This window comes from Pseudomonas ogarae, assembly GCF_014268695.2.
Classification (GTDB): Bacteria; Pseudomonadota; Gammaproteobacteria; order Pseudomonadales; family Pseudomonadaceae; genus Aquipseudomonas; species Aquipseudomonas kilonensis.
In genome coordinates this window covers 3,038,745-3,061,272 of record NZ_CP077086.1, presented here as the reverse complement: position 1 = coordinate 3,061,272, position 22,528 = coordinate 3,038,745, and the positions used below count along the sequence as shown (strand labels likewise).

Annotated in this window: 18 protein-coding genes; 15 read left to right on the top strand and 3 right to left on the bottom strand. The window is 60.9% G+C overall.

The window, feature by feature from the left end; genetic code table 11:
• Positions 1 to 41: 41 nt before the first annotated feature.
• The 3 genes from HU749_RS13470 to HU749_RS13460 all read left to right on the top strand — a co-directional run bounded on the left by HU749_RS13470 (position 42) and on the right by HU749_RS13460 (position 3,684).
• Positions 42 to 1,904, top strand: coding sequence for an ATP-binding protein (locus HU749_RS13470; RefSeq protein ID WP_186650885.1), 1,863 nt, complete (start codon positions 42 to 44; stop codon positions 1,902 to 1,904).
• A 68-nt stretch (positions 1,905 to 1,972) separates the two neighbouring features.
• Positions 1,973 to 3,235: a porin gene (locus HU749_RS13465; protein WP_225919167.1), complete on the top strand. Its 1,263-nt coding sequence runs from the start codon at positions 1,973 to 1,975 to the stop codon at positions 3,233 to 3,235.
• 11 nt (positions 3,236 to 3,246) lie between these two features.
• Entirely contained in the window at positions 3,247 to 3,684 is a 438-nt protein-coding gene (locus HU749_RS13460) for a type 2 periplasmic-binding domain-containing protein (protein WP_095963626.1), read from the top strand.
• A 9-nt stretch (positions 3,685 to 3,693) separates the two neighbouring features.
• Here the strand turns inward: HU749_RS13460 and HU749_RS13455 are convergent, their stop codons facing one another.
• A complete protein-coding gene (locus tag HU749_RS13455) occupies positions 3,694 to 6,066 on the bottom strand; it encodes a putative bifunctional diguanylate cyclase/phosphodiesterase (RefSeq protein ID WP_202888913.1) in 2,373 nt (790 codons plus the stop codon).
• A 354-nt stretch (positions 6,067 to 6,420) separates the two neighbouring features.
• Between HU749_RS13455 and HU749_RS13450 the strand changes: the two genes are divergently transcribed.
• Complete coding sequence (locus HU749_RS13450) at positions 6,421 to 7,431, top strand: response regulator (protein ID WP_186650887.1); 1,011 nt, start codon at positions 6,421 to 6,423, stop codon at positions 7,429 to 7,431.
• Between the two features lie 3 nt (positions 7,432 to 7,434).
• Positions 7,435 to 8,388: a GGDEF domain-containing protein gene (locus tag HU749_RS13445; protein ID WP_095974384.1), complete on the top strand. Its 954-nt coding sequence runs from the start codon at positions 7,435 to 7,437 to the stop codon at positions 8,386 to 8,388.
• 160 nt (positions 8,389 to 8,548) lie between these two features.
• Here the strand turns inward: HU749_RS13445 and HU749_RS13440 are convergent, their stop codons facing one another.
• A complete protein-coding gene (locus HU749_RS13440) occupies positions 8,549 to 10,105 on the bottom strand; it encodes a carbohydrate porin (RefSeq protein WP_186650889.1) in 1,557 nt (518 codons plus the stop codon).
• Positions 10,106 to 10,274: 169 nt separating this feature from the next.
• Between HU749_RS13440 and HU749_RS13435 the strand changes: the two genes are divergently transcribed.
• The 6 genes from HU749_RS13435 (at position 10,275) to HU749_RS13410 (ending at position 17,119) form a co-directional block, all read left to right on the top strand.
• Positions 10,275 to 11,549 carry an ABC transporter substrate-binding protein gene (locus tag HU749_RS13435; protein WP_041475889.1) on the top strand — a complete coding sequence of 425 codons (1,275 nt, stop codon included), beginning with the start codon at positions 10,275 to 10,277 and terminating at the stop codon, positions 11,547 to 11,549.
• Positions 11,550 to 11,570: 21 nt separating this feature from the next.
• Positions 11,571 to 12,536, top strand: coding sequence for a carbohydrate ABC transporter permease (locus HU749_RS13430; RefSeq protein ID WP_079304231.1), 966 nt, complete (start codon positions 11,571 to 11,573; stop codon positions 12,534 to 12,536).
• On the top strand, positions 12,533 to 13,375 hold the full coding sequence (locus HU749_RS13425) for a carbohydrate ABC transporter permease (protein ID WP_018600596.1): 843 nt from the start codon (positions 12,533 to 12,535) through the stop codon (positions 13,373 to 13,375). Before HU749_RS13430 ends, HU749_RS13425 begins: the two co-directional genes overlap by 4 nt.
• 31 nt (positions 13,376 to 13,406) lie before the next feature.
• Positions 13,407 to 14,552 (top strand): ABC transporter ATP-binding protein, encoded by a 1,146-nt coding sequence (locus HU749_RS13420; protein WP_186650891.1) that lies wholly within the window; start codon positions 13,407 to 13,409, stop codon positions 14,550 to 14,552.
• The gene (locus HU749_RS13415) at positions 14,549 to 16,051 is read left to right on the top strand and encodes a glycoside hydrolase family 32 protein (protein ID WP_186650893.1); all 1,503 of its coding nucleotides are present in this window, start codon (positions 14,549 to 14,551) and stop codon (positions 16,049 to 16,051) included. The genes HU749_RS13420 and HU749_RS13415 overlap by 4 nt, the downstream gene beginning before the upstream one ends.
• 75 nt (positions 16,052 to 16,126) lie before the next feature.
• Positions 16,127 to 17,119, top strand: a complete 993-nt coding sequence (locus HU749_RS13410; RefSeq protein ID WP_186650895.1) for a LacI family DNA-binding transcriptional regulator — start codon at positions 16,127 to 16,129, stop codon at positions 17,117 to 17,119.
• Between the two features lie 27 nt (positions 17,120 to 17,146).
• On the opposite strand, the gene HU749_RS13405 is transcribed toward HU749_RS13410, so the two are convergent.
• Positions 17,147 to 17,746, bottom strand: coding sequence for a TetR/AcrR family transcriptional regulator (locus tag HU749_RS13405; protein WP_186650897.1), 600 nt, complete (start codon positions 17,744 to 17,746; stop codon positions 17,147 to 17,149).
• 169 nt (positions 17,747 to 17,915) lie between these two features.
• On the opposite strand from HU749_RS13405, the gene HU749_RS13400 reads away from it, so the two are divergent.
• The 4 genes from HU749_RS13400 (at position 17,916) to HU749_RS13385 (ending at position 22,517) form a co-directional block, all read left to right on the top strand.
• The gene (locus HU749_RS13400; RefSeq protein WP_046065718.1) at positions 17,916 to 19,010 is read left to right on the top strand and encodes an alkene reductase; all 1,095 of its coding nucleotides are present in this window, start codon (positions 17,916 to 17,918) and stop codon (positions 19,008 to 19,010) included.
• Positions 19,011 to 19,087: 77 nt separating this feature from the next.
• Positions 19,088 to 19,876: an SDR family NAD(P)-dependent oxidoreductase gene (locus tag HU749_RS13395; RefSeq protein WP_095962359.1), complete on the top strand. Its 789-nt coding sequence runs from the start codon at positions 19,088 to 19,090 to the stop codon at positions 19,874 to 19,876.
• A 99-nt stretch (positions 19,877 to 19,975) separates the two neighbouring features.
• Positions 19,976 to 21,007, top strand: coding sequence for an NADP-dependent oxidoreductase (locus HU749_RS13390; RefSeq protein ID WP_186650899.1), 1,032 nt, complete (start codon positions 19,976 to 19,978; stop codon positions 21,005 to 21,007).
• A gap of 271 nt (positions 21,008 to 21,278) precedes the next feature.
• Positions 21,279 to 22,517: a DUF2599 domain-containing protein gene (locus HU749_RS13385; RefSeq protein WP_095962361.1), complete on the top strand. Its 1,239-nt coding sequence runs from the start codon at positions 21,279 to 21,281 to the stop codon at positions 22,515 to 22,517.
• Positions 22,518 to 22,528: the final 11 nt, after the last annotated feature.

The following is a 22,528-nucleotide window of genomic DNA, read 5'->3' as shown; positions in this document are numbered from 1 at the left end:
GCCCAACAGCCTTCGGTAGTGAACTATGCAGGGAGCACACCATGCCGATCCAGCGGCCTGAGACACTGAGGTTGGCCCCTGGCCCTGCCCATCATGCAGAGACCGATGACAATACCGAGGCCAGCGTGTTTCGACGCGGTTTCGACCAGGCCAAGGAAGCCTACATTCTGTTCCCGCTGCTGGCCGCGCTGCTGTTGCTGGCCATCTGGACCGCTACCCTGTACCTGATCAAGGTTGAACATCTTCGCGCGCAGCAGAGCGCCGCGACGGCGAGCCTGGAGATGGGCGCCACCTACGAAGCGCAAATGTTGCGCGCCATTCACGAAATCGATCAAACCCTCAAGCTGGTCAAATACACCTACGAGGCTGAGGGCGAACCCAATCCCCTGCGTCGGCTCCAGGAGCGGGCCTTGTTGCCGCCAGCCTTGGTGTTTGACGTCAGTGTGGTCAACCCGGACGGCAGGCTCGTGGCGAGCACGCGGGTCAACGACCTGGAAAATATCGCTGACCCGGATGAGCAGCAAACGCTGCGGCACAGCGACTCACTGTCCATCAGCCATCCGTGGAAAAGCCCGGTCACCGGAGAATGGCGCTTGCGCTTCAGCCGTCGACTCGACGCGGCCGATGGCAGGCTTGCCGGGATCGCCAGGGTCGAGGTCGATGCTGCCTATTTCGTCAGCAGCTACGACGCCTCGAAACTCGGCGACCAGGGTGCGCTCGGACTCCTTGGCACCGACGGTATCTTCCGTGTAAGGCGCACCGGGGAAACGGTACATGCAGGCGACACGGTCGATTACACCACCGTGGTGCCAGACGCCGAAAACACCGAGGCCGTGCTCTCGGTCAATGGATGGGACGGGGTGCGGCGCTACACCAGTGCCCGCCAGCTCTACGACTTTCCGCTGGCAGTGATTGTCGGGTTGTCGGAGGAAGAACAACTGGCCGTGGTGAACCAGCAAGCACGTACCTATCTCTGGCGCGCCGCAGGCGGCAGCCTGGTGCTGGTGTTGTTGGTGGGCCTGCTCGCCCGGATGAGCTGGCAACTGGTGCAAAGCCGTCTGCGCGCCGCCGAAGCCCAGACGCAACTGGCCGCGGCCGCCCGCCAGGCCGGCATGGCCGAAATCGCCACCAACGTCCTGCACAACGTGGGCAATGTACTCAACAGCGTGAATATCTCCGCCGACCTGGTCACCCGCAAGCTGCGCACCAGCAAGGCCTTGGGGCTTGGCAAGGCCGTGCAAATGATGAACGAGCATGCCGAGGACCTCGGCGACTTCATCTCCCACGACGAAAAAGGCAAGCTGCTGCCCAGCTACCTGAACCAACTGGTGGACGCGCTTGCGATCGAGCAACAGAGCATGACCGAGGAGCTCGGCCAGCTGAGTAAAAGCGTTGATCACATCAAGGAAATCGTCGCCGCCCAGCAATCGTATGCAGGCACCTCCAGCATTGCCGAAACCGTGCAGATAAAGGAACTGATCGAGGATGCCCTGCGCATGAACGCCGGCATCATCGCGGCGCGCCAGATAACCGTGGTGCGAAACTTTGCCGAAACGCCCTTGCTGCTGTTGGACAAGCACCGGGTGCTGCTGATCCTGGTCAATTTGATAAAAAACGCCAGCAGGGCGATGGATGACAAGCCGGAGCTTGCCCATCAAATCATCCTTCAGAGTGAGATGCACCAAGGAGACTCCCTGGTGATCAAGGTCATCGACAATGGCGAAGGCATCGCGCCCGAGAACCTGACGAGAATATTTGCCCATGGCTTTACCACCCGCAAGGATGGCCATGGTTTTGGCCTGCACAGCTGCGTCCTGGCGGCCATGGAGATGGGGGGGTCGCTGGAGGCCCACAGCGATGGCCCGGGAACGGGGGCGACCTTTACGCTCAAATTGGCGATCTAGACTACGCTTCGGTGCGTGGTAGCGCGCAGCTTCAGCCAACGTTACAAGGAACAGACGAATGGCGATCCATGCAACGAGGTCTCGTTGACCCTATGGCGACAAGACCCAATACCCTGGCCCTGGCCGTCATGACGCTGTATGCCGGCGGGGCCAGCGCCGACACAGCCGATACGTCGATGTTTTCGTTGAGCAGCTTCGGCACGGTGGGGATCGTCCACTCCAGCGAGAAAAAAGCTGACTTCACCTCCAGCATCTTCAAACCCAATGGCGCCGGTCATTCACGCAACTGGAGCGCCGATGTCGACAGCCTGATCGGTGCCCAACTGACCGCCACCTTCACCCCGCAGCTGTCGGCCGTGGTGCAGGTCATTTCAGAGCAGCGCTACGACAACAGCTATCGCCCCTTTGTCGAGTGGGCGAACATCAAGTACCAGTTCACGCCGGACTTCAACGCCCGCATTGGCCGCACCGTATTGCCGACTTTCCTGGTCTCCGACACTCGAAAAGTGGGCTACACCCTGCCCTGGGTGCGTGCGCCCATGGAGGTCTACAGCCTGATGCCGATTTCCAGTAGCGACGGCATCGATGGCAGCTACCGGTTTCGTGTCGATGAAATCACCAATACCGTGCAGGCGCACTACGGCCAGAACGACACCCGTCAGCCTGACGGCGCCGGCAAGGCACTGACGAGAAATTTCTGGGGGGTCACCAACACCACCGAGTTCGGCGTCCTGACCACGCGCATCACCTTCATGAAAGCCGACCTGACCCTGGAGCCGTTCAATTCACTCTTCGATACGTTCAGGGAGTTCGGTGCCGAAGGCATCGCCATCGCTGATCGCTACGACTCCGATGACACACCCGTCGAATTCCTCGGCGTGGGCGCCAGCTATGACCCGGGCGACTGGTTCGTCATGAGCGAATGGGGGCGTCTGGATAGCCGTTCCGGCCTGGGCAGGACCAGTGGCTGGTACATCAGCGGCGGGTACCGCGTTGCAGCGTTCACCCCCTATGTCACCTACGCTCGATCCAGGACCGAAACAGAAGTTTCCAGCCCGGGCTTGACGACATCGGCCTTGCCACCGGCCCTGGCGGGGGTTGCCGAGCAGCTCAACGGTGCGCTCAACTCTGTCCTGGGCTCAAATGAAGGCCAGCAGACCGTGTCCCTTGGCGTGCGCTGGGATTTCACCAAGAACATGGACGCCAAACTGCAATACGATCACACACGTTTCAAGGGCAACTCGGTCGGTCCGTTGATCAACCCCCAACCGGACTTCACGTCGGGGGGCTCGCTCAACGTCATCAGCCTAGCTGTCGATTTTGTATTCTGATGGAGCAGGCCATGGGGTTTGTGAGGCTCATCGGATTCGCCGTAGCGGGGCTCGCCCTGTGCGCAGCCAGCGCTGCCGTCAAGGCCGAGGTGGCCGTGGTCGTCGCCACGTCCAGCCCGGTGAAAGCGCTCGCGCCCAATCAGGTGGCGGATATTTTCCTCGGCAAGACCAGTCGTTTCCCCTACGGCGGACAGGCAACTCCCATTGACCTGACGGAAGATTCGCCGACCCGCGATGAGTTCTACACAACGTTCACCGGCAAGTCCGCCTCCCAGCTCAAGGCGCACTGGTCGAAAATCATCTTTACCGGCAGGGGCCAACCGCCGCAGGCTGTTTCGAGCAGCGCGGAGGTCAAGAAGCGTGTTGCAGAGAATCCCGGCACCATTGGCTATATCGATGCTCGGGAGGTGGACGGCAGCGTCAGGGCACTGCCGCTTGACCCGCAATAAGCGCGAGCCTTAGTTATCGAGATCCGTGCCAGCCGCCTGGGCTTGCAGCAACACCTTGAACTGATCGGCCGGAACCGGTTTGTTGAAGTAAAAGCCCTGGAATTCGTCGCAGGCATTGTCGCGCAGGAAATCGGCCTGCTCCTTGGTTTCCACACCTTGGGCCACCACGGTCAGGCTGAGGGTCCGGCCCATGGCAATAATGGCCTCGGTCAAGGCTTTGTCTTCCGACACGCTGCTGGTATCGCAGATACACGAGCGGTCGATCTTGATGACATCGAGCGGAAACTGTTCGAGGGCAGAGAGCGAAGAATAGCCAATGCCGAAATCATCGATGGCGATACGGACCTTCAGGTGCTTGAGCCCGGTCAACACGCTCAACGCTCTCTTGACGTCCTGCATGAGCAGGCTCTCGGCGATTTCCAGCTCCAGCAGACGCGCATCCATACCGGTTTCGGCCAATATCTCAGCCAGGTCCGTGAGCAGGTTCTCATCGGCAAACTGCCGTGCCGTGAGGTTCACGGCGACCCCCAGGTGCGGCAATCCCTGTTGCTGCCAGGCCACGTTTTGCTGGCAGGCGGTCTTGAGCACCCACTTGCCGATCGGCACGATCAAACCGGTCTCTTCCGCGACGGGGATGAATTGCATCGGTGCCACGATACCCAGGTCCGGATGATTCCAGCGCAGGAGCGCTTCCATGCCGGTAATGCGACCACTGCCAATATCTCGCTTGGCCTGGTAGTGAAGCTGGAACTCGTGGCGCTCCAGCGCGTGGCGCAAGCTCAGCTCCAGCGTCATCCGCTCCAGTGAGTCCGCGTTCAGCTTCGCGGAGTAGAACTGGAAGTTGTTCTTGCCACATTGCTTGGCCTGGTACATCGCGATATCAGCGTTTTTCTTGAGCGTCTGCTCGTCCAGGCCATCTTGTGGAAACACACTGATCCCGACACTTGCGGTCACCCGGAACTCCTGGCCCTGGAGGTTGAAGGGCCGGGCAATGGCGCCGAGGATTTTCTGGGCGGTGGTTGCCACGTCCTTGTCATCAGACAGCTCCGGCAGCAGGATCACGAATTCGTCGCCGCCCAGTCGGGCCACCGTATCGCTGGTGCGCAAACACGCCTTGAGTCGCAGCGCGACCTCCTTGAGCAATTGATCGCCGGCATCGTGCCCAAGCGTATCGTTGACTTGCTTGAAGCGGTCGAGGTCAAGGAACAGCACCGCCAGTTGACGATGATAACGGCTTGCTTCGCCGATGCTCTGGCTCAACAGCTTGCTGAACAGACTGCGATTGGGCAACGCCGTAAGGCCGTCGTGATAAGCCAGATACTCGACATTTTCAGCGTAGGCAATTTTCGCTTCGCCAGCGCGTAAGCGGCTTTGCACCAGTTGCCAGCTCATCCGGGCGAGCAGCCCCGCCAACAACACCAGCAACAGGCTGCCGCCGACCGTGCGCCAGAGATAGGTGCGTGCTTGCCGGGTCACCGTGGCCAATTGTTCTTCTTCGGACAACCCGACGATCACCGCCAGCGGAAAATCGTAGAGCTGACGGGCGCTGGTATAGCGCCGCACACCGTCCCATCCATTGATCGAGCGCACGGCTTCAGTGTTTTCGGTGTCCGGCACCACGGTGGCGTAATCGACCTCGTCGCCGGCGGATATCGCTTCCCCGCTGCGCCGTGCTCGAAAAATGCCGTCGATGCCCAGCAGGCCGAGCAAGCCATGATTGCCGAGCTTGGAGGGGTCATAACTGCTGACAAAATAGGCCGCATCGATCTCGACCATGGCGATCCCGGCGAATGCGCCATCCCCCGTGTCAAGCCGCCGGCTGAAACGCAACTTCCACTCCCCCGTCGCTGGGCTTTTCCATGGGCGGCTGATCGACAGTGCAGTGTCACGCCCCACCGTTTGCAGCTCATCCTTGGCGATCCGGTTTCCGACCTCGCTCGACTGGGTGCTGGCCACGACCAGACCACTGGCATCAACCACGCTGACATCAAACAAGTAAGGCGAAGGCAGCAAGGCGCGTGCCTTGAGCTTGGGCAGCGGGTTTGGCTCGCGCTCGGACTCGTAGGTGTACTTGACGAGCTTGAGGGTCTGATCGATTTCACGCACCGCCCGTAGGATCTGCGCTTCGTAGGTGGCGCCGATTTCCAGGCTCGCCTCGGCGATGCCTTGCTGCGCGCGGGCCTGTTCGAGCTTGATCAGGTACAGGGTGCCCGCCCAGATGACCGACAACAGCAGAACGGCCAGCAGCGGGAACAGAATGTAGGCTTCCTTGACCTGGTCGAAGCGGCGCCGAAACCGATTGCTCGTCGCATCGGACAGGGCGTTTTCACGAGGGGCGACATCCTGGGCCGACGTCAGTACACTCGCCCGTTGGATCGCCATGGTGTGCTCCCTGCATTGTTCACTGCTGACGGCCTGCGGGTATCCGACGCGGTAACGCTGCGAGGCGTCCGTGGTTCCTGGTCGCCGGCACTGAAGGATTCCGAACCTGCAGAAAACTATAGACCACAAACTGCGCCTGCCACTGCCAATCGGCACGCCGACCGTGGCTTTGCGGTGATTGTAATGACGAAGTGCAGTTGACGCCCCTGACTTATTGGTCCAGTTTTTAATACAACAATGTCCTGCAGGCCTTCGATGCAGGACGTAATGCCCGATAAATCCTGTTCGTTAATCAAAGGGCCCCTGCCAGCCTATGAATGATGTACGTAGGACCTCCCCTGCCATTGAACGCCAATGGATGCCCCTGTGCCGTTGATTCCCCTGGTTGTGTGTGACGACTCCAACATGGCGCGCAAACAGGTATTGCGCGCGCTGCCGACAGACTGGCCGGTTTCGGTCACAGAGGCGATCAACGGGCGCCAGGCCATGGACGCCATACGCCAGGGCCTGGGACACGTGGTGCTGCTCGACCTGACCATGCCGGAGATGGATGGCTACCAGGTGTTGAGCGCCTTGCGCGCCGAGGGATTGAAGGCGCAAGTCATCGTGATTTCCGGTGACGTCCAGGACGAGGCGGTGCGCCGCGTGCTTGAGCTGGGCGCGCTGGCGTTCCTGAAGAAGCCTTTCGACGAAAACGAACTGCGCCAGACACTGGAGCGGCTGGGGCTACTGGCCCAAGCCAGCCAGGTGCCGTTGCAAAATCGCTCGACCACGAACGTGGCCATCAGTTTTCACGATGTGTTTCGCGAGACGGTCAATGTTGCCATCGGCCGGGCAGCGGCCCTGATCGCCAAGGTATTGGGGGTCTTTGTGCAGTTGCCGGTGCCGAACGTGAACATCCTCGAGGTCGGGGAACTGCATATGGCGCTCAACGACGTCGGCAGCTCCGAGCAACTCACGGCCATCTGCCAGGGTTTCATCGGCAGCGGCATCGCCGGCGAAGCCCTGCTGATATTCCACGACTCGGAGATCGCCGACATCGCGCAACTGATGCAGCGCGAGAGTGCCGATTATTCGGACCTGGAAATGTTGCTGGACCTTTCCAGCGTCTTGATCGGTGCGTGCCTGAGCAGCATTGCCGAACAGATCGATGTGGTGTTTTCCCAGGGCCATCCGCAGATCCTCGGCCAGCACGCGGCCATCGATGACCTGATCCAGGTCAACCGCAAGCACTGGAAAAAGACCCTGGCAGTGGAAATCAGCTACAGCCTGGAAGGGCACGATATTCGCTTCGACCTGTTGCTGCTGTTCACGGAAGACTCCATCGAACGGTTGACCCACAAACTCGCCTACCTGATGAGCTGAGCCATGAACGATTCCATCGATCTGAACGAGTTTCACTGGTTGCTGGCCATCGTTCAGAGCATCGACGTCGGTGTCGTGGTACTCGACCGCGAGTACCGCGTGCAGGTCTGGAACACCTTCATGGAGAATCGCTCCGGGGTGCAGCCCAAGGATGCCCACAATCAGCATTTTTTCACTCTGTTCCCTGAAATCGATCGCCAATGGTTCAGCCGCAAGGTGGAAAGTGTCGCGACCCTGGGCACGCCGGCGTTCACGGTCTGGGAGCAGCGCCCGTACCTGATTCGGTTCAAGAGCTACCAGCCGATCACCGGCCAGGAAGCGTTCATGTACCAGAACACCACGCTGCTGCCGCTGCGCTCGCCTGACAACACCATCAAGCACATCTGCCTGGTGATCTATGACGTCACCGACGTCGCCACCAACCGGCATCAGCTCCAGGCCGCCAACGCCCAGCTGCAACAACTCTCCAGCACTGATCGACTGACGGGGTTGTACAACCGCGGGCATTGGGAAAGCGATCTGAAAACCGCCTACGCTCGGCACCAGCGCTACGGCCATGCGTTGAGCCTGGTGATGCTCGATATCGACCACTTCAAGCGGGTCAACGACACCTACGGTCACCAGGCCGGCGACAGGGTCATCGAGCAGGTTGCCAGGCTGCTGCGCGAGCATGTGCGCGAGTCCGACGTGGCCGGGCGCTATGGCGGTGAGGAGTTCGGCGTGGTGCTCTCAGACACCGACAAGACCGGCGCACTGATTTTCGCAGAGCGCCTGCGCAACGCCGTCGAAGCGCTGGAAGTGGAGTTCAACGACCAGACCATCCGTTTCACCATCAGCCTGGGCGTGGCCGACCTGAGCCAGCCCTCGAACGACCACGCCGACCTGATCGCCAGGGCGGACCAGGCGCTGTATACGTCGAAGAAGACCGGGCGCAATCGGGTGACGGTGCATGAATAGCGAGCCCACCTTCCTACTAAGGTGATGATGCGACTTGACCACACCACACATCCCCCTGTGGGAGCGAGCTTGCTCGCGATAGCGGTGGTTCAGCAACATTGAGGGTGGCTGGCACGCCGTCATCGCGAGCAAGCTCGCTCCCACAGGGCTCAACTGGGCATCAGAACCAGGTTTCCATCTGGATGCCGTACTGCCAGGTACCGCCGGCGTTGAAGTCAGTCTTGCCGAAGGAGTCGGTGGTACTGTACCGGTCCAGGTCCGACGACCAGTTCATGACACTGGCGAACACGCGCAGCTCAGGACGCGTAAGCAGATCGCCCAGGTCAGGCTTGAAGGTCGGGGCGACCGTGAACTTCCAGAAGTTGCCGTCGACCGCATTGCGTTGCAGGTAGCCCTTGGGGTCGAGCTGCATGGTTTGCCAGCTCATCTCGTAGGCCATCTCGAAATTGCTGTTGATTTCGTTGGCCAACCGCACGTTGAGGGTCATCCAACGGTAATCGTCGCCCTTGACGTAGCGGTCCTTGCTTTGCTCGGCCAGCAGGCTCGGGCCGATGCGCCAGTCGGACGCTATAGGCGTCTCGCCGTAGAGCGCCAGACGCAGGGCACGGGCATCGTCGATCAATTCGCCATCGGCACCGACGTTCTTGACCTCCGCCCCCAATCCCTGGCCATAGAGCAGCGCCGTCTTGAAGAAGCCTTCGCGGCCGAAAAAGTTTTTCTGGTGATTGGCGACCATGCTGTGCAAGCCTGAATCGGCCGGCGTCAGCCCCGCTTCATTGGTGCGGGTAGCAAAGTCGTTTTTCTTCGAACCGATGGCGTTGAACATCCACTGCCACTGCCCACCGTCGAAAAACTGGTTGGACGTCAGGATGTAGCTTTCCACATCGGCATTGACGCCGCCCTCACTGAAATCCCCGTAGTTGCGACCGATCAATGAGTAGTTCGAGCGCCAGTTCTTGTTCATCTGTATATCGTAGATACCGCCACCGGTACCGGCCAGATAGACAACGTCGGAGTCGAGCCAGTGGATGTCGAAATTGTCCCTGTCGAAGCGCTTGCCAGCCCACAGGGTGGAATTTTCGAACATCGAGTTGCCCTTGAATGCCGCCAGGTGATCGAGTTCGGTAAACACCTGGCGCACGTTCAGGTTGCTTTCATCGGCGGTCCAGTCGTTGGAGCTCTCCACACCATCGGCGATGGACACCGTGAACTTGGAGCGGGTGCCGTTCTGCGCGTATTGCTCTTTCGACAGGTCGATACGCATGTAGGTATCGTCCTCGTTACCGAGTCGCCCGACAGCACCACCGACAGAACCGGCCGGAGTGGTGTACGGACCGCCACGACCACCGCCCAACCCATCATTGATCAGCAACCCGGAGCGAGCGTAGCCCTTGAAGCTGAAACCGTCGGTAAGGTGTGCGCCACTGCCCTGCTTTTCTGTGCTTTGCTGGCTGGCTTCGAGTTTGGCCAGGCGCGCATCGAGCGTGGGGACCGTAGCGGCGGACGCCACCGGTTGTGTGGCGGGCGTGGCGAGTTTGAGTTGCTGCAATTCCCTGGCGAGTGCCTGGGTTTGCTGTTCGGCGGCGGCGGCACGTTTTTCCGCTGCGCTGGCACGGGCCTCGAACGCGGCCATGCGCTCTTCCAGAGTCGCGGCCTGAGAAGTGGTCGCCGAGGCGCCGAGCACACCTACGAGTAGCCAGCTTGATGCTTTCTGCATGTGGTTTTTCCCTGTTTTGTTTTTATTGTTCTGTTGCCGCGACCGGCCTTTTTGCCTAGGTTCTGAATTGTCAAACCCAAGGAAAAAAAGGATGCCTCATCGCAAATACACTGCTACATTTGGCGATGTTAACGTTAACTTTTCTAAAAACAAAAATAAAGAGGGCTTTATGAAACAGCTCAAATCGATCCTTCCAGCGGCACTGCTCGGCCTGTGCGTCGGGTTTCCATCCCTCTCCACAGCCGCCAGCCTGACGATTTCCTGCGGTGCCGTGGGTGCTGAATTGCAACTGTGCAAGGAGGCCGTCGAGGCGTGGTCGAAGCAGACCGGCAACAGCGTCGAAGTGGTTTCCACGCCTAACTCGGCGACCGAGCGGTTGTCGTTCTACCAACAGATCCTCAGTGCGCAATCCAGCGACATCGACATCATCCAGATCGACATGGTGTGGCCGGGGATGCTTGCCAAACACTTGATGGACCTGCGCGAGGTGCTTCCTGCCAACGCGACCCAGGGTTACTTCCAGGCTCAGGTGGACAACGCCACGGTGAACGGGCGCCTGGTGACCATGCCGTGGTTCACCGACTCGGGGCTGCTGTATTACCGCAAGGACTTGCTCGAGAAGTACAACAAGCCCGTGCCACAGACCTGGGAAGAAATGACGGCTACCGCCAAGACTGTCCAGCAAGCCGAGCGTGATGCTGGGAACGCCAATGCCTGGGGCTATGTATTCCAAGGGCGCGCCTACGAAGGCCTGACGTGTAACGCACTGGAGTGGATCAGCAGCCAGCCGCAAGGCGGGCTGGTCAACGCGCAAGGCGACATCGTGGTCAACAGCCAGGCCTCAAGGGCGGCGTTGACCCTGGCCAAAAGCTGGGTGGGAGACATCGCCCCGCGTGGCGTGCTCAATTACACCGAGGAAGAAGGACGCGGCGTCTTCCAATCGGGCAATGCGTTGTTCATGCGTAACTGGCCTTATGTCTGGGCCCTGGTGCAAAGCCAGGACAGCGTCGTGAAGGACAAGGTCGGCGTCGCTCCCCTGCCCCGCGGCGGCGCGACGGGCACCCATGCGTCCACCCTCGGCGGCTGGGGCCTGGCGGTATCGCGCTACAGCGCCAACCCCAAGCTCGCCGCAGAGCTGGTGAGCTACCTGAGCAGCGCCCAACAGCAGAAACACCGCGCCTTGGTTGGCGCCTATAACCCAGTGATCGAGTCGCTGTACCAGGATCCCGAGTTGCTCGCGGCCATGCCTTACTACAGTCAACTGCGCAGCATCCTCAACGACGGGGTCATGCGCCCCGCTTCAATCACCGCCGACCGCTATCCACGGGTCTCCAACGCGTTCTTCGATCAAGTGCACGGCGTGCTGGCGGGCGAACGGCCGGTCGATCAGGCGCTGGCCGAACTGGAAAGCGAACTCACGCGCATCAAACGCCGGAACTGGTAAGCCACAAGGAAGGAAATCACCATGTCTGTCTCCACTACACTCGCCCCCGGCGACGACGAGCACCTGCTCACTCGGGAAACGCCGGTACAACGCCGTCGCGTTCGCGCCGCCTGGCTGTTCCTGAGCCCGATGTTGCTGTGCCTGGCCCTGGTGGCGGCCTGGCCGCTGCTGCGCACATTCTGGTTCAGCCTGACCGACGCCAGCCTGGCCGACACGGGCGATGCAAGCTTTGTCGGCTTGAGCAATTATCTGTTTCACAGCAGTGCTGGCTGGTCGGGCATCCTGGTCGATCCACAGTGGTGGAATGCGGTGCGCAACACCTTGCATTTCACCGTGGTGTCAGTGGGATTGGAAATCGTACTGGGGCTGCTGGTGGCGTTGCTGCTGAACGTCAAGTTCACCGGACGCGCCCTGGTGCGGGCGTTGATCCTGATCCCCTGGGCGATCCCGACCATCGTCTCGGCGAAAATCTGGTCATGGATGCTCAACGACCAGTTCGGCATCATCAATCACCTGATGCTCGGCCTCGGCCTGATCGATGCGCCCCTGGCCTGGACAGCCGACGCGGACCTGTCGATGTGGGCAGTGATCGTCGTCGACGTCTGGAAGACCGTGCCCTTCGTCACGCTGCTGATGCTGGCGGCCTTGCAGATGTTGCCCAGCGACTGCTACGAAGCCGCCAGGGTCGATGGCATTCACCCGGTGAAAGTGTTCTGGTGGGTCACCCTGCCGCTGCTGATGCCGGCCTTGCTGGTGGCGGCGATCTTTCGCATCCTCGATTCCTTGCGGGTGTTCGACGTCATCTATGTGTTGACCTCGAACTCATCGAGCACCATGAGCATGTCGGTCTATGCCCGCCAGCACCTGGTGGAATTCCAGGACGTCGGTTACGGCAGCGCCGCTTCGACCTTGCTGTTCCTGGTCGTGGCAGTAATCGCCATGGCGTACCTGTACCTCGGACGCCGTCAACTGGAGGTCCGCGCATGAGCCCGCGCCTGCTGAAAAAAACCCTGCTGCGCGCCGGATTCTGGTGCCTGATCGGGATCTTGCTGCTGTACGCGGTCTTCCCGTTCTACTACGCCATCGTGACGTCGCTGAAGCCGTCCAGTGCCTTGTTCCAGGTGAGCTACTGGATCGACAACCCCGACTTCTCCAACTATGCCGCCGTGCTGAGCCAGGCCTCGTTCCTGCGGGCCATCGGCAACTCGCTGGTGGTTGCGCTGAGCGTGGTCGCACTGGCGTTGTTCCTCAGCCTGACCGCCGCCTATGCCTTGGGCCGCGTGAAGTTTCGCGGACGCGGCGTGGTGTTGATGATGGTCCTGGGCGTCTCGATGTTTCCACAAGTCGCAGTGCTGTCGGGATTGTTCGAAGTGATCCGAGCCTTGGGCCTGTACAACACGTCCTGGGCGTTGATCCTGAGCTACACGATTTTCACCCTGCCCTTCACCGTCTGGGTACTGACCACCTTCATGGGGCAACTGCCTCATGAGCTGGAAGAGGCCGCCATCATGGACGGTGCGTCACCCTGGGTCACGCTGACCCGCGTGCTGTTGCCGCTGCTCTGGCCGGCACTGGTCACCACGGGGCTTTTGGCCTTCATCGCCGCCTGGAACGAGTTTCTGTTTGCCCTGACCTTCACCCTGACCGACTCGCAACGCACGGTCCCGGTCGCCATCGCGCTGATTTCCGGCGGCAGCCCCCATGAATTGCCCTGGGGCTTGTTGATGGCGGCGTCGGTGCTGGTCACGGTTCCATTGGTGATTCTGGTGCTGGTCTTCCAGCGCCGCATCGTTTCCGGCCTCACTGCCGGCGCGTTAAAGGGTTGAGGCCCAACACAGATAAGAAAGGAACAGCATCGTGATCAAGTTGAAGCTGGATAACGTGAACAAACAATTGGGCGGCGCACGCATTCTTCGCGACGTCAGCCTGGAAATCTCGGCGGGTGAATTCGTGGTTTTCGTCGGCCCTTCGGGCTGCGGAAAGTCGACCTTGCTGCGGCTGATCGCCGGACTGGATTCGATCTGTGACGGCGACCTGCTGATCGACGGACGCCGGGTCAATGACCTGGAGCCGCGCGAGCGTGGCGTCGGCATGGTGTTCCAGTCCTATGCGCTGTACCCGCACATGAGTGTCTACGACAACATCAGCTTTGGCCTCAAACTGGCCAAGACCGAAAAGACCACCCTGCGCGAGCGAGTGCTGAAAACCGCGCAGATCCTGCAGTTGGACAAACTGCTGCAACGCAAGCCACGGGAACTGTCGGGTGGACAGCGCCAGCGCGTGGCCATGGGCCGGGCCATGGCGCGGGAACCGGACATTCTGTTGTTCGACGAGCCGCTGTCCAACCTCGACGCCTCCCTGCGCGTGCAGATGCGCAACGAAATCGCTCGGCTGCATGGGCGCCTGGGCTCGACCATGATCTACGTGACCCACGACCAGGTTGAAGCGATGACCCTGGCGGACAAGATTGTCGTGCTCAATGGCGGGCGCATCGAACAGGTCGGCTCGCCACGCGAACTCTACGAGCACCCGGCCAGCCGCTTTGTCGCCGGCTTCCTCGGCTCGCCCAAGATGAACTTTCTGCCGGCGCGCCTGCATACCCCAGGCGAAACCAGCCTGATCGACAGCCCTTTATTGGGCATGACGCCCCTTCCCTTCGACAGCGCCCACCTGGCCGCGAACAGTCCGCTGACCTTGGGGATTCGCCCGGAACACGTGTCGCTCAAAGCGGCGCAAGGCAGCGCTGGGGTCGTCGTGGTCGGGGTCGAATACCTGGGCAGCGAAACCTACGTGCACCTGGAATCAGGCGAGGATGAACCCTTGATCTGTCGCTGTGAGGTCAACGCCGGATGGCGAGTGGGCGATCGGGTTGAACTGCAACTGGCGTTCGGCAGCGTGCATCTGTTCGACGCGGATGGCACGGCCTTGAGACGCCCTCCTGCTGTTATTGAAGTCCTCCCGGAGGACGTCCCGCAGCGCTCGCCAAAAGCAGGCGCTCTATGACTGTGTCTGTGAATGCCATGAACGCACCCATGCCCTCCCCCCTTGAACATGCGCAGCAGGCGCTGAGTGAAGGTCAGTCTCGACTCATCGACGATTATCGACCGGACTATCATCTGGCGCCTGTCGCGGGCTGGATGAACGACCCTAACGGGGTGGTGTTTTTCCGTGGCGAATATCACGTGTTCTACCAACACCACCCTTTCGATGCCAAATGGGGGCCAATGTATTGGGGCCACGCCAAGAGCGCCGACCTGGTCCATTGGCAGCATCTGCCCCTTGCCCTGGCGCCAGGCGATGACTTCGACCGCCACGGCTGTTTTTCCGGTAGCGCAGTGGTGTGTGGCGACACCCTGGCGCTGATCTACACCGGGCACACCTGGCTGGGAGAAGTGGGTGACGAACGCTCTATCCGCCAGGTCCAGTGCCTGGCCACCAGTGACGACGGCATCCGGTTCGTCAAGCATGGCGCCGTCATCAAGGACGCGCCGCAAGAAACGATCATGCACTTTCGCGACCCCAAGGTCTGGCAGGAGGACGGCTATTGGTACCTGATTGCCGGCGCGCGCCTGGGCAACAAACCGTTGCTGCCGCTGTACCGATCCACCGACCTGCACACCTGGGAGTTCCTCGACTACGTGTCCAGCGGTAATGAGGGCGATGGCTATATGTGGGAATGCCCGGACCTGTTTCGCCTCAACGGGCGTGACGTGCTGCTGTACTCCCCTCAGGGCATGCAACCCGAAGGTTACGAACGGCTCAACAAGTACCAGACCGGTTATCGCATTGGCCGGCTCGACAACGAATGGCACTTCACCGGCGGGCCGTTCATCGAACTGGATAACGGTCACGATTTTTATGCCGCGCAAACGTTGGAGGCCGCCGATGGTCGGCGCCTGGTATGGGCCTGGCTGGACATGTGGGAAAGCCCGATGCCGAGCCAGGCCCATCACTGGTGCGGCATGCTCGGCTTGCCCCGCGAGCTTGAACTGCAGGGCGATCGCCTTGGCGTGTTTCCGGCACGGGAACTGACGGCGCTGCGCCAGGCGCCGCTGCCGAGCATCGCGCCGTGGGGCGAGTCGGGCAGCCGCTGGGTGCCGCAGGTGCGGGGCGACAGGCTGGAAATCCATGTGCATCTGGATCTGCTCGGCTGCACCGAAGGCCACCTGGGCATTGCCTTGCGCTGCAGTGCCGATGAGCAGGAGCAAACCCTGCTCTATTACGACGCGTCACTGCAACGCCTGGTACTCGATCGCAGCCGCTCGGGTGCGCAAGTGAGCGGTCAGCGCAGCGTGTCGATCGAGCCGACGCAAACACAACTGCACCTGCGGGTGTTTCTCGATCGCTCGTCCATCGAGGTGTTCGAGGAAAACGGCCGCTTCAGCTTCAGCAGCCGCCTCTATCCGCGGCCCGACAGCCTCGGGGTGAAACTGTTGGCAAACGGCACTGGCGGGCGCGTCGCCATTCCCAAGGCGTGGCCGCTGGACTCGGGCTGGCTGTGAGTACCGTCATTCGAGTCGCGAGAAGCCCAAGGCCTGTGTCATGATTCTGCGTCAACCTGACTGGCCGCACTTCGCATGACTTCAGTGAAAGACGTTGCACAGCTGGCCGGCGTATCCCTGATGACGGTTTCGCGCGCGCTCAACACGCCGGAAAAACTGAGCCCCGAAACCCTTCAGCGGGTACGTCGCGCCATTGAGGAACTGCAATTCGTACCGAGCCTGTCGGCGCGCAGGATGCGCGGCGACAACCTGCAGGCGCGCACCATCGGTGTGTTCGCACTGGATACCGCGACCACACCGTTCGCCGTCGAGTTGCTGCTGTCCATCGAACAGACCGCGCAGCAGGCAGGCTGGAACGTCTTCATCCTCAACCTGTTGAGCAACCCGCCCACCGACCAGAACATCGACCTGATGCTGTCGCACCGCCCCGACGGGTTGATCTTCAGTGCCATGGGATTGCGCCAGGTGAGCATTCCCGAGCGACTCAAGAGCAAGCCGCTGGTGCTCGCCAATTGCCTGGCCGATGACAGCCACCTGGTCAGTTATGTCCCGGATGATGAAGCCGGGCAGCATCGAGCCATGCAGCATGCGTTGAGCCAAGGCTACCGACGCCCGCTGTGTATCAATTTACCGAGGAAAAGTCTTGCCTGGGGCCTGCGCCAGCAAGGCCTGAAGCGCGCCTGTCAGGCCGTCGGGCTGGCACCTGAAGCACTCCTGCAATACGACCTTTCCGATCACGACGCCTATGGTGAAACCGCCGCCATTCTCGACCGGCATATCGTTGACGGCCGTCCGCAATTCGACATCCTGGTCTGCGGCAACGACCGCATTGCCTTTTGCGCCTATCAGCTGTTGCTGGGGCGCGGCCTGAAAATTCCCAGCGATGTCGCGGTGCTCGGCTATGACAACATGATCGGCATCGCCGAACTGTTCATCCCGCCACTGACCACCGTACAACTGCCGTACTACGAGATCGGTCGCCAGGCGGCCCGGCACCTGATCGAGAACCTCGAGGTATCGGGCACCCAGCCGGTGGATTGCCCGTTGGTGGTCAGGGCGTCGCTATAACGCCAAGCGGCATCCGGCGCCCTGCCCTCAAGGCTGTTTCGCGGACGACGGCGGCAGCGCCGCGATGATCCGGGCGCGGCAAACCTCGAGGATTTCATCGGCCAGTGCGGAATCGTCCGGGCAGGCCCGTGACAACATGATCGCCCCGACGGCATGCGCCAACATGTCGAGCATTTTTGCCCTGATCGCTTCCTGCGGTGCTTCCTGCGACTCGTCTTGCCCGGAGTCGTACCGGCTTTCGAGCGCGGCCAGGGTGTTTTCGATGCCGTTGGCAAAGGTGGCCTTCAGTTCGGGCGATTGACGGGCAGCGTCGCCACACAGTGCCGCCATGGTGCAACCGCCACCCCGGCCGTCGCGGTGATCCCTGGACACGTAAAGATCGACGAAACCAGCCACGTCGATGCCCGCATTGTCGGTCAGCGACTGCGCAAGGCTGCTAGCTGCTGCTTCGGCCATCAGGTCGGCCTTGGAGCCGAAATGCTTGTAGAACCCGCCATGGGTGAAGCCAGCGGCCGCCATCAAGTCCGCCACACCCACGCCGTCAAAGCCTCGCTCGCGAAACAAGACAGAGGCCGTCTCGACGATGTGCTCCCTATTTGCCTGGGCCTGGGCCTTGGTCACCCTCATTTTTCACTCCCTCGTGCTGCTCGAAATCATGCGTACATCATACATAGATGTCGAACATAATCAAATTCGTTGACAGTTTAGATTTCGATCATCATCCTAATGAAAAGCCGTGCTCACCTCGCCAGGCTGCACGCGCTCCCTTTATCCAAACCGACGGAAACAAGACGCCATGACCGACCAGATCCTGTTCACGCCCTACACGTTGGGTGATCTCACGCTTTCCAACCGAGTGGTCCTGGCGCCGCTGACACGTAACCGTGCGGGGCAAGGTTTTGTACCGAGCGAGTTCGCGGCCACTTACTACAGCCAGAGAGCGTCGGCAGGCCTGCTGATCTCCGAGGCGTCACAGATATCCCAGCAAGGACAGGGCTATCAGGACACACCCGGGATCTACACCCAGGCACAGATCGACGGCTGGCGCACGGTCACCGAGGCCGTGCATGCCAAAGGCGGGAGGATTTTCCTGCAACTGTGGCATGTCGGCCGCGTTTCCCACGTCGACCTGCAAGCGAATGGCGCGGCGCCAGTAGCCCCCTCCGCCCTGCGTCCGGCGACCAAGGTCTTCGTCAACAACAGTTTCGAGGACGTTTCCGAACCGCGAGCGCTGGACATCAGCGAGTTGCCGGGGATCGTCAACGATTTTCGCCAGGCGGCGGCGAACGCCATCGCCGCGGGATTTGATGGCGTAGAGATCCACGGCGCGAACGGCTACCTGTTGGACCAGTTCATCAAGGACGGCGCCAACGTGCGCACCGATGCCTACGGCGGGTCGATTGAAAATCGTGCGCGCCTGCTGCTGGAAGTGACCGCGGCAGTGGTGGACGAAGTCGGCGCCAACCGCACCGGCCTGCGCATCTCGCCGGTCTCGCCGGCCAATGGTGTGTCCAGCAGCGCACCACAGGCGCAGTTCGACTACCTGGTCGAACAGCTCAACGCCCTCGACATCGTTTACCTGCACGTGGTCGAAGGCGCGACCGGTGGGCCGCGCGAGGTTGCGCCCTTCGACTTTGCTGTCTTGCGCCAGCGCTTCAAAAACACCTACATCGCCAACAACGGCTACGACCTGGACCTGGCTACCTCACGACTCGTCGAAGACAAGGCTGACCTGATCGCCTTCGGCCGGCCGTTCATCGGCAATCCGGACCTGGTGGAGCGGCTCAGAACCGGTTCGCCTTTGTCGGCATTCAATCCCGCTACCCTCTACGGTGGTGGTGCGACGGGCTACATCGATTATCCAACGCTCGCTGAATCCAGCGCGCAGTAACACTAACCAGACCCGATTGCGCGCCTGAACAACAGCGCGCGACTCGCTCATCAATACCTTGAAGAAGAGAATTTCCCATGGACACTCGCACAACCGTTCTCATCACTGGCGCCTCCACCGGCATTGGCGCTGTCTATGCCCAGCGCTTTGCCCAACGTGGACATGATCTCGTCCTGGTGGCCCGCGACAGCGCGCGCCTGGAAGCACTGGCCGCCAAGCTGCGCAGCGAACACAACGTTGCCGTCGATATTCTCCAGGCCGACCTGACCCAGCTCAGCGACCTGACAACCGTCGAAGCGCGGCTGCGCGATGACGCCAACATCGGCATCCTGGTCAATAACGCCGGCGCCGCCCAATCCGGGACCTTCATCGAGCAATCGACCGACAGCGTCGCACACCTGGTGTCGCTCAATACCACTGCGCTGGTCCGGTTGGCCAGCGCCATCGCCCCACGCCTGGTCAAAGCGGGTGACGGCGCGATTATCAATATTGGCTCCGTCGTTGGCCTGGCACCGGAGTTCGGTATGTCGGTCTACGGCGCGACCAAGGCGTTCGTGCTGTTTCTCTCCCAGGGACTCAGCCTGGAGCTCTCCCCGAAAGGCGTCTACGTACAAGCCGTCCTGCCAGCGGCCACCCGTACCGAAATCTGGGAACGCGCGGGCATCGATATCAACACCCTGAATGAAATCATGGAAGTCAGTGACCTGGTCGATGCCGCGCTGGTCGGTTTTGATCGTCGCGAGCCGGTGACCATCCCGCCCTTGCATGAAGAAGCACGCTGGGATGCCTTGCAGGCCGCGCGTCAAGGCCTGCTCGGACAAATCCGGCAGTCCCATGTTGCCGAACGCTATCAAGACCCGGCGTGATCATCGTTTAGCGGGCGCCGGCGCGAAGGACAGCGCCGGTATTTCCGGATGCCTGGCCAGGTGATCACTGCGCTGCATCCCTTATGAGAGCAAAGCACCATGAAGGCATTTCTAATCGACCGTTACGGCAAGCACAGTGGCCGTATTGGCGAGCTAGCGGCCCCTGACGTGGGTGACCATGACGTACTGGTCCGCGTGCAGGCTGCCAGCGTCAATCTGTTGGATTCAAAGATCAGCAAAGGCGAATTCAAACTGATCCTGCCCTACTCATTTCCCTTGGCATTGGGTCATGACGTGGCGGGGGTCGTGGTCCGCGTGGGATCCCGTGTCGAGCAATTCAAACCAGGCGATGAAGTCTATGCCCGCGCCCCGGATGGGCACATCGGCACCTTCGCCGAGCAGATTTCAGTGAACGAAAACGCCTTGGCCATGAAACCGGCAAACATCAGCATGGAAGAAGCCGCCGCCCTGCCCTTGGTCGTCCTGACCGCCTGGCAGGTACTGGTGGAAACCGCCCGACTGAAGCGAGGCCAAAAGGTCTTCATCCAGGCCGGTTCAGGCGGCGTCGGCACCCTCGCCATCCAGCTTGCCAAGCACCTCGGCGCCTTCGTTGCGACCAGCACCAGCGCCGGCAATGTGCCGTGGGTCAAAGCCCTGGGCGCGGACGTTGTCATCGATTACAAGCAACAGGATTTCGCCAGCGTTCTGCAGGACTATGACGTCGTGTTGCACAGCCTGGGCGCCGATGAGCTGGAGAAATCGCTGAAGATCCTCAAACCTGGCGGCCAGCTCATTTCCATCTCCGGGCCACCCACCCCACAGTTCGCCCAGGCCCAGGGATTTTCCTGGGTGCTGAGACTGATCATGGGCCTGTTGAGCAGCGGTATACGCCGCAAGGCCCGCCGAAAGGGTGTGAGCTACACCTTCGTGTTCATGCACGCCAGCGGTCCTCAACTGCGTGAGATCAGCACGCTCGTCGAGGCCGGCAGCATCAAGCCGGTGATTGATCGGTCCTTTCCCTTCGACGCGACAGCCGATGCCTTGAGCTACGTCGAACAAGGACGATCGAAGGGCAAGGTCGTCATCAAGATTCACTCGGGAATGGCCCCTGAAGAAAAAGCGCTGATTTGACCTGCGGGAATCGGTTGACTACCTTGAAACTCACCCATCTCGTTCGACAAGGAGTGTCGACATGTGCGCAGCTGCTCGTGCGTCTTTTACCCTGCCCCCTGACGTCCCATGCGGTAGCTGCCCAGCGTTGAGTTGCCCTCGCCCATAACACCGCCAATGCCCGCGACAGGTTCAATGAAACCCGCCGGCCGGCACCAACCCCTTCTGTTTTCTCTTTCCCCGGCATGGAATGCCGTGCCGGCTACCGGTTCCAACACAAGGAAGTCACGTCATGAAGACACGTTTGAAAAGGATCACACCACTGCTCGTCCTCCCGTTGTTCTGGCAAACGACAGCGGCCAATGCCGAGTCGTGCGAAGAGACGCTAAAACGGGTGGAGGGGTTGTACAACAACACCGTCGACAGTTGCCGGCAGGACCCGGCCTCGGATTGTTCGGGGTTGCTGATCAGGGGCACTCACCGCGCCAACCCGGCGAAGGGCGAGAAATGGGATGTCTGGAACCCAAGCCCGAAAGCGAAAGAGTTGGGCACCTTTGCCGCCTCCTGGATGCGGGTCGATGGCATCAGCTATGAAGACCCTGGCATGAGCACCCAGAACGGCTACATCATCACGCCGATTGACCAGGTACGCGAACCGGAAACCCCGGTGCACATCTACTGCGCATTTCCGAACGATGCCTGGACCGACTTTCGCGATGATCGAGGTTGTGGCAACAATAAAAACACCGCCCAGACAGAGGCGGTCTGCCAGGCCATGGCGCCACCTATCCTCAACGCCAATGCCTGGGTCGCGCACTTCACCCGGTTCAACAACGACAGGAAGCAGGACCAGTTGCAATGTGGTTTCAATATGCGCAACCCCATGAGCAGCCGGGAACGGGTCGACGCCTTTCGAAACTTCATGGGCGCCCGGCAAGTCATCAATACCCGCGAGTTTCAAACCCAGACCGAACTGCGCCTGGGTAACCCGAAAGACGATGCACTGCCGATCCTGGCGTTTTTCTACAGCGATCAACGTGGCCTGAACGATGCCCTGGCCAACCAACGGGACTACAAGGACAAGACCGGCAAGGATCGCAACATCATCAAGATCGACTTCCCCAGGACGCCGGGCAGCAAGGCCACGTTCTCCTGCACCCGAACCACGCCGCCGCCCACGCAACAATTCTGTGACCGCTACATCGAATCCAGCACTTGGGTAAAACGCCCTGATCCGAAGCTTGGGCCCGACACCTGGTCGCTCGAGGTCGTGCCCACGGCCTGTGGTCGCGCGATCAAGGATGACCAGACCGACAGGATGTTTGCCGAGCTGTACAACAAGCACAAAGACGACGGGCAATGGCGGCAATACAGCGTCTACGGCGGGTCCCTCCGCCGGCAATTGGTGTGTCATCTGGCGGCAACCTTCGATGGCAAACCCGTCAGGAACAAACCCGAGTGGAACCTTGAGCCGGCACGTCCTTACGTCGACCAGGCCAGGGCTGTCGCACAGTACTGCAATCCTTACTGAGGCTTGAGCGG